5 protein-coding genes, 1 pseudogene and 1 riboswitch are annotated in these 6,282 nt (G+C 62.3%); of the genes and pseudogenes, 1 reads left to right on the forward strand and 5 read right to left on the reverse strand.

What is annotated here, in order from left to right; genetic code table 11:
* Positions 1-561 (forward strand): EAL domain-containing protein (locus tag EOA29_RS21535; protein ID WP_145969730.1); only part of this gene is annotated, 561 nt, incomplete at its 5' end.
* On the opposite strand, the gene EOA29_RS21540 is transcribed toward EOA29_RS21535, so the two are convergent.
* The 5 genes and pseudogenes from EOA29_RS21540 to EOA29_RS21560 all read right to left on the reverse strand — a co-directional run.
* On the reverse strand, positions 562-1,584 hold the full coding sequence (locus tag EOA29_RS21540) for a fatty acid desaturase (protein ID WP_126095197.1): 1,023 nt from the start codon (positions 1,582-1,584) through the stop codon (positions 562-564).
* 85 nt (positions 1,585-1,669) lie between these two features.
* Positions 1,670-1,849: pseudogene (locus EOA29_RS21545) on the reverse strand (hypothetical protein); the annotation flags it as partial.
* A 26-nt stretch (positions 1,850-1,875) separates the two neighbouring features.
* Positions 1,876-3,498, reverse strand: a complete 1,623-nt coding sequence (gene groL, locus EOA29_RS21550; protein ID WP_127221458.1) for a chaperonin GroEL — start codon at positions 3,496-3,498, stop codon at positions 1,876-1,878.
* A gap of 105 nt (positions 3,499-3,603) precedes the next feature.
* Positions 3,604-3,921 carry a co-chaperone GroES gene (locus tag EOA29_RS21555; RefSeq protein WP_127221460.1) on the reverse strand — a complete coding sequence of 106 codons (318 nt, stop codon included), beginning with the start codon at positions 3,919-3,921 and terminating at the stop codon, positions 3,604-3,606.
* Positions 3,920-4,206: riboswitch (cobalamin riboswitch) on the reverse strand. (Overlaps the previous gene by 2 nt.)
* Positions 4,207-4,280: 74 nt before the next feature.
* Positions 4,281-6,282: vitamin B12 dependent-methionine synthase activation domain-containing protein (locus EOA29_RS21560; protein ID WP_189478954.1), on the reverse strand; the 2,002-nt coding region annotated here is incomplete at its 5' end.

The raw sequence follows: 6,282 nt of genomic DNA on the forward strand, positions 1-6,282 counted from the left end.
CGCCAGGGCGATCTTCCTGACTTGGTGCACTCGGTTCTGCTTGAGACGGGGCTCGACCCAAAGCGGCTAGAGCTGGAAGTAACCGAGAGTGTGCTGTTCGACGACTTCTCGCGGGCAAGTTCGATCCTCAGGCGGCTGAAATCGCCCGGCGTGAAGATCGCCCTGGACGACTTCGGAACCGGCTACTCGTCGCTTTCCTATCTCCGGTCTTTCCGCCTCGACAAGATCAAGATCGACAAGTCCTTTGTCTGGATGATTCAGAAGAACCCGCAATCGGCCGCCATCATTCGTGCGATCGTCGGGCTGGGCCGAGGCCTATCAATGCATATCATTGCAGAGGGCGTCGAGACGTTGGAGCAGTTGACCTTCCTTAGCGAGGAAGGCTGCAATGCTCTGCAAGGATATTTGATCGGACGCCCCCATCCGATTGAGGCGTACGCGAATAGGTCGGCAGACCTGAAGCTATGGCGAGCAGCGCGCGTCCTCGCCGTAGACGGCGGTAGCCGCCGCACGGAGCCTGCAGCACAACACAAACAGAGCCCGCCTCCGCATAGACTGTGATCAGGCTGCGTCGTGGAATGAAACCAGCCTCCGGCGCCGGTCGTCCCAAAGCACGAGCCTGACGCATTTGAGGCTGTCCCAGAGGGTGATACGTCCAATGCAGGCAAGTTGCGGATGGTCGCGCAGCACTTCCGGCAAGCGGTAGTAGGGAATCCGGCTGGACAGATGATGGACGTGATGGATGCCGATGTTGCCGGTGAGCCACCGCAGCACCGGCGGAAGATCGTAGTGCGAGGCGCCATGCAGCGCCGCTTGGGGAAACCGCCAATCCTCGCCCCCCGACCAATGCGTCTCCTCGAATTGGTGCTGTACATAGAAGAGCCAAACGCCAGCCGCACCTGCCAGCAGTGCGACCGGCAGGTGGATTAGGAGAAAGGTAGCCAAACCGACGGTCCATACCATCAAGGCAGACAGCGTGACGATCGCAATATTCGTCAGCATGGTCGAAATCCAAGGCAGAGCACCCGAGCTCATCATCCCGAACGGTAGGCGCTGCTTGAATAGGAATAGCCAAGCTGGCCCGATCCCGAACATCACAAGCGGGTGCCGGTACAGCCGGTAACCGACCCGCTTTATCGGCGAAAGGGCACGGTATTCGGCAATCGTCAGCGTGGTGATGTCACCGACTCCGCGTTCGTCGAGATTGCCTGCAGTCGCATGATGGGCGGCGTGAGCGCGCCTCCAATAGTCATATGGGGTCAGAGTCAGGACCCCAAGCAGGCGGCCGGTCCAGTCATCGAGTCCGCGACGGGCGAAGAACGAGCCGTGGCCGCAATCGTGCTGGATCATGAACAGCCTAAGCAGGAAGCCGCTGGCAGGAAGGATCGCGATCAGCCCGGGCCAGAAGCTGTTGGTCAGCGAAAGACAAGCAGCCGCCCAGAAGATGGCGAAAGGGACAAGAGTGATGAACAGTTCGAAGGCGCTACGCCCTAGACGCGGCTGTCGGTATTTCGCCAGCTTCTTCAACCACGCTCCGGCATTGTCTTCAACAAGTGAAGCGGGTGGATAGACATGTGCGCTCATTATAACCAGTCCGTTTTTCGCCACCCTGCGATCATCTGCTAGGGCAATGGCCGCGCCCGTGGGATTGGGCGCAGGTGTTGAAGTATTAGGCCTGACGGGCCTTGCGGGGCGCCTCGTCGGCCACGACGCGCGAGACCCGATTGCCCATTTCTGTCTGACGGGCTCCGGCTTCCGCCCTTACCTCAGCCTTGGCAGCCGCAGCTTCCGCCAAAACCCGCTCATTGTCGGCGACCTTCAGCGCTTCGCGCTCGGCGCGATGGGCATCGCAGCGCGTTCCCGGCAGGGAGTCGGTCAATTGCCCATGCCACCGCCGGGGGATGGCGCGGCATCCTTGGCTGGAACGTCGGTGATCATGGCCTCGGCGGTGATCAACAGGGCGGCGATCGAACCGGCGTCCTGGAGTGCGGTCCGCACCACCTTTGCCGGGTCGACGATGCCAGCCTTGATCATATCGACATAAATCTCGTTCTGGGCGTCGAAGCCCTGATTGTAGTCCTTGCCCTTGGAGAGCTTGCCGACGACGATCGAACCTTCGACGCCTGCATTTTCTGCGATCTGGCGGACCGGCGCCTCAAGCGCCCTCAGCACGATCGAGATACCCGCCGTCACATCGGCATTGGCGCCATTCAAGCCGGCAAGCGCCGATCTGGCGCGCAAGAGCGCCACGCCACCGCCTGCAACGATGCCTTCTTCCACAGCGGCACGCGTAGCATTCAGCGCGTCGTCGATGCGATCCTTCTTTTCCTTGACTTCGGACTCGGTGGCGCCGCCGACGCGAATGACCGCAACGCCGCCGGCGAGCTTCGCCAGTCGCTCCTGCAGCTTTTCCTTGTCGTAGTCGGAAGTGGTTTCCTCGATCTGACTTTTGATCTGCTGTATGCGCGCCTGAATGGTCGCCTTGTTGCCGGCGCCGTCTATGATCGTGGTCGTGTCCTTCTCGATCAGCACGCGCTTGGCGCGGCCGAGCATGTCAATGGCAATGTTCTCCAGTTTGATGCCGAGATCCTCGGAAATCATCTGGCCGGCGGTGAGCACGGCGATGTCTTCCAGCATCGCCTTGCGGCGATCGCCGAAGCCAGGCGCCTTGACGGCCGCGACCTTGAGGCCGCCGCGCAGCTTGTTGACGACGAGCGTCGCCAGCGCCTCGCCCTCGACATCCTCGGCGATGATCAACAATGGCTTGCCACTTTGCACCACGGCTTCGAGGATCGGCAGCAGCGTTTGCAGATTGCCGAGCTTCTTTTCATGGATGAGGACGTAGGCGTCCTCCAGCTCGGCGCGCATCTTCTCGGCATTGGTGACGAAATAGGGCGAGAGATAGCCGCGGTCGAACTGCATGCCTTCGACGACGTCGAGTTCGGTCTCGGCGGTCTTTGCTTCCTCGACGGTGATGACGCCGTCGTTGCCGACCTTGTCCATCGCCTTGGCGATCATGTCGCCGACGGTGGCATCGCCATTGGCGGCGATGGTGCCGACCTGCGCGATCTCACCGGCCGATTTGACCTTCTTGGACCGCGCCTGGACTTCCTTGACCACCGCGGCAACGGCCTGGTCGATGCCACGCTTCAGGTCCATCGGGTTCATGCCGGCGGCGACGAGCTTGGCGCCTTCGCGCAGGATCGATGCGGCCAGCACCGTGGCGGTGGTTGTGCCGTCACCGGCAAGGTCGTTGGTCTTCGAGGCCACTTCGCGCACCATTTGCGCGCCCATGTTCTCGAACTTGTCGGCAAGCTCGATTTCCTTGGCGACGGCGACGCCGTCCTTGGTGATGCGTGGCGCGCCATAGGCCTTGTCGATGACGACATTGCGGCCCTTGGGGCCTAGTGTCACCTTGACGGCGTTGTTGAGAAGCTCGACGCCGCGCAGCATGCGGTCGCGGGCATCGGTGGAGAATTTGATTTCCTTGGGGGGCATGATTTTTCCAGTTCGGTTGGGACGGCAAGACGCCGACGGCGTCGCCCGGAGACTCAGAATCGGGAGCGTCCTATGCGCGTCCGGTGAATACGCGCGGCGCGCACGTCAGGCGGCCCTCTTGGCAGCCACGGTCTTGTTGAAGATGATGCCCATGATGTCGGCTTTCTTCATGATCAGAAGGTCATCGCCGTCGATCTTGACCTCGGTGCCCGAGTATTTGCCGAACAGGATCAGGTGGCTCGCCTTGGCCTTGAGCGCGACCAGCGCGCCGTCTTCGTCGCGTGCGCCCTGGCCGACGGCGATGACTTCGCCTTCCTGCGGCTTTTCCTTGGCATTGTCGGGAACAATGATGCGGCCCTTGGATTTGGTGTCACTTTCCGCGCGCCTGATGACGACGCGGTCTTGGAGTGGCCGGAATTTCATGGAAGCTTCTTTCTGAGGCCGGCATAGCGGCCACGCCCATATATAGCCCGGTTGGCACTCGTTAGATAGAAGTGCCAAACTTAATTCTCGAGCGCCCCAAAATAGTGGAAATCGAGATAGGGGTAATCAAAAACAGTTCCGCCATCTCGGCAGCTTCCCAGGCCTTGGCCCAGTGGTCCTTGTGGAGACGAAAAGCGCCGCTGCCGTAGCGGGGGCAGCGCCGGCACCGACTTCCCAATTATCCCATCCGCGAGACGAACGTGCACCTTAAGCACCCTGATCAAATCATCGATCGCCCAAACCGGTCCACAGGAATGCGAGATCGGTCAGGGGCAAGGACGACTGGCGGTAATAGGGACTTACTCCGCCGCTTCGGCGTAGCGCGCCGGCACATAGTTGAGGATCGGCCCAAGCCAGCGCTCGACCTCGGCCAGCGGCATGGCCTTGCGCCGCGCATAGTCCTCGACCTGATCGCGCTCGACCTTAGCGACGCCGAAATAATAGCTTTCGGGATGCGACAGGTAGATGCCGGAGACGGAGGAGCCGGGCCACATGGCGAAGCTTTCGGTCAGGCTGACGGCCGCATTGCGTTCGCCGTCGAGCAGACGAAACAGCGTCGCCTTTTCCGTATGGTCGGGTTGCGCCGGATAGCCAGGTGCCGGGCGGATGCCGCGATAGGGTTCGCCGATCAGGTCGTCCGGGGCCAGGTTCTCATCGGGCGCGTAACCCCAGAACTCCTTGCGCACCTTCTCGTGCATGCGCTCTGCGAAGGCTTCGGCGAAACGGTCGGCCAGCGCCTTGACCATGATCGAGGAATAGTCGTCGTTGGCCCGCACGAAGCGCTCGGCGATCGTCACTTCCTCGATGCCCGCGGTGACTATGAAGCCGCCCACATAGTCGGCCTTGCCGCTGTCCACAGGCGCCACGAAATCCGACAGTGCGACATTGGCCTTGCCGTCGCGCTTGGCCAGCTGCTGGCGCAGCGTGAAGAATGTCGCCAGTTCGTGCGAGCGGGCCTCATCCGTGAACAGTCTGATATCGTCGCCGGCGGTATTGGCCGGCCAGAAGCCGATCACGCCCTTGGGCGCAAACCATTTTTCCGCGATGATCTTCGCCAGCATCGCCTGGGCGTCCTCGAAGAGCTGGCGTGCCGCCGGCCCCTGGTCCTCGTCGTCGAGGATTTTGGGATAGCGGCCCTTCAACTCCCAGGTTTGGAAGAATGGCGTCCAGTCGATATAGCGGGCAAGCTCGGCCAGATCCCAGCCTTCGAAGACCTTTAGGCCAAGGAAGGACGGTTTTGGCGGCTCGTAGCCCGTCCAGTCGACCTTGTGGGCATTGGCCCGCGCCCTGGCGAGCGGCAGCCGCTGCTTGTCGGCTTCGCTGCGCGCATGCGCGTCGGCAACCTTCTTGTACTCCGCGCGAACGTTCTCGACATAGCCGGCCTTGGCCTCGTTCGACAGCAGTGCCGACACCACGCCGACGGCGCGGCTGGCGTCGGCGACATACACCGTCTGGCCTTTCGCATAGCGCGGATGGATCTTGACCGCCGTATGCACGCGGCTGGTCGTCGCACCGCCGATCAGCAGCGGAATGTCGAAGCCTTCACGTTCCATCTCGGCCGCCATATGCGCCATCTCGTCGAGCGAGGGCGTGATCAGGCCGGACAGGCCGATGACGTCGACCTTTAGCTCACGCGCCGTCTGCAGGATCTTCGCCGCAGGCACCATGACGCCAAGATCGATGATCTCATAATTGTTGCAGGCAAGGACTACGCCGACGATGTTCTTGCCGATGTCGTGGACATCGCCCTTTACCGTCGCCATCAGGATCTTGCCGGCGGTCTGGCGCTCGCCATTGTCGATCCCGCTGGCGGCGTTCGCCAGCTTCTCCGCCTCCATGTGCGGCAGCAGGCCGGCCACCGCCTGCTTCATCACGCGGGCCGACTTCACCACTTGCGGCAGGAACATCTTGCCGGCGCCGAACAGGTCGCCGACGACATTCATGCCCGCCATCAGCGGGCCTTCGATGACATGCAGCGGCCGCTCGGCGGCGCGCCGCGCGTCGTCCGTGTCCGCGTCGATGAATTCGGTGATGCCATTGACCAGCGCGTGCGAAATGCGCTGCTCGACCGGCCAGTCGCGCCAGGCGAGAACGCGTTCCTGCGCCTCCTTGCCCGCCGTGCCCTTGAAGCGTCCGGCGAGTTCCAGCATGCGCTCGGTCGCCGTGCCGCCGCCCTTTGGCTCACGGTTGTTGACAACATCCTCGCAGGCTTCGCGCAGTTCCGGGTCGATGGTGTCGTAGACGGCAAGCTGCCCGGCATTGACGATGCCCATGTCCATGCCCGCCTGGATGGCGTGGTAG

The organism is Mesorhizobium sp. M1E.F.Ca.ET.063.01.1.1 (assembly GCF_003998155.1).
GTDB lineage: Bacteria > Pseudomonadota > Alphaproteobacteria > Rhizobiales > Rhizobiaceae > Mesorhizobium.

Coding starts and splice junctions, on each gene's coding strand:
- groL (WP_127221458.1), bottom strand. CDS start 3,498: ATGCCCCCCAAGGAAATCAAATTCTCCACCGATGCCCGCGACCGCATG.
- EOA29_RS21540 (WP_126095197.1), bottom strand. CDS start 1,584: ATGAGCGCACATGTCTATCCACCCGCTTCACTTGTTGAAGACAATGCC.
- EOA29_RS21555 (WP_127221460.1), bottom strand. CDS start 3,921: ATGAAATTCCGGCCACTCCAAGACCGCGTCGTCATCAGGCGCGCGGAA.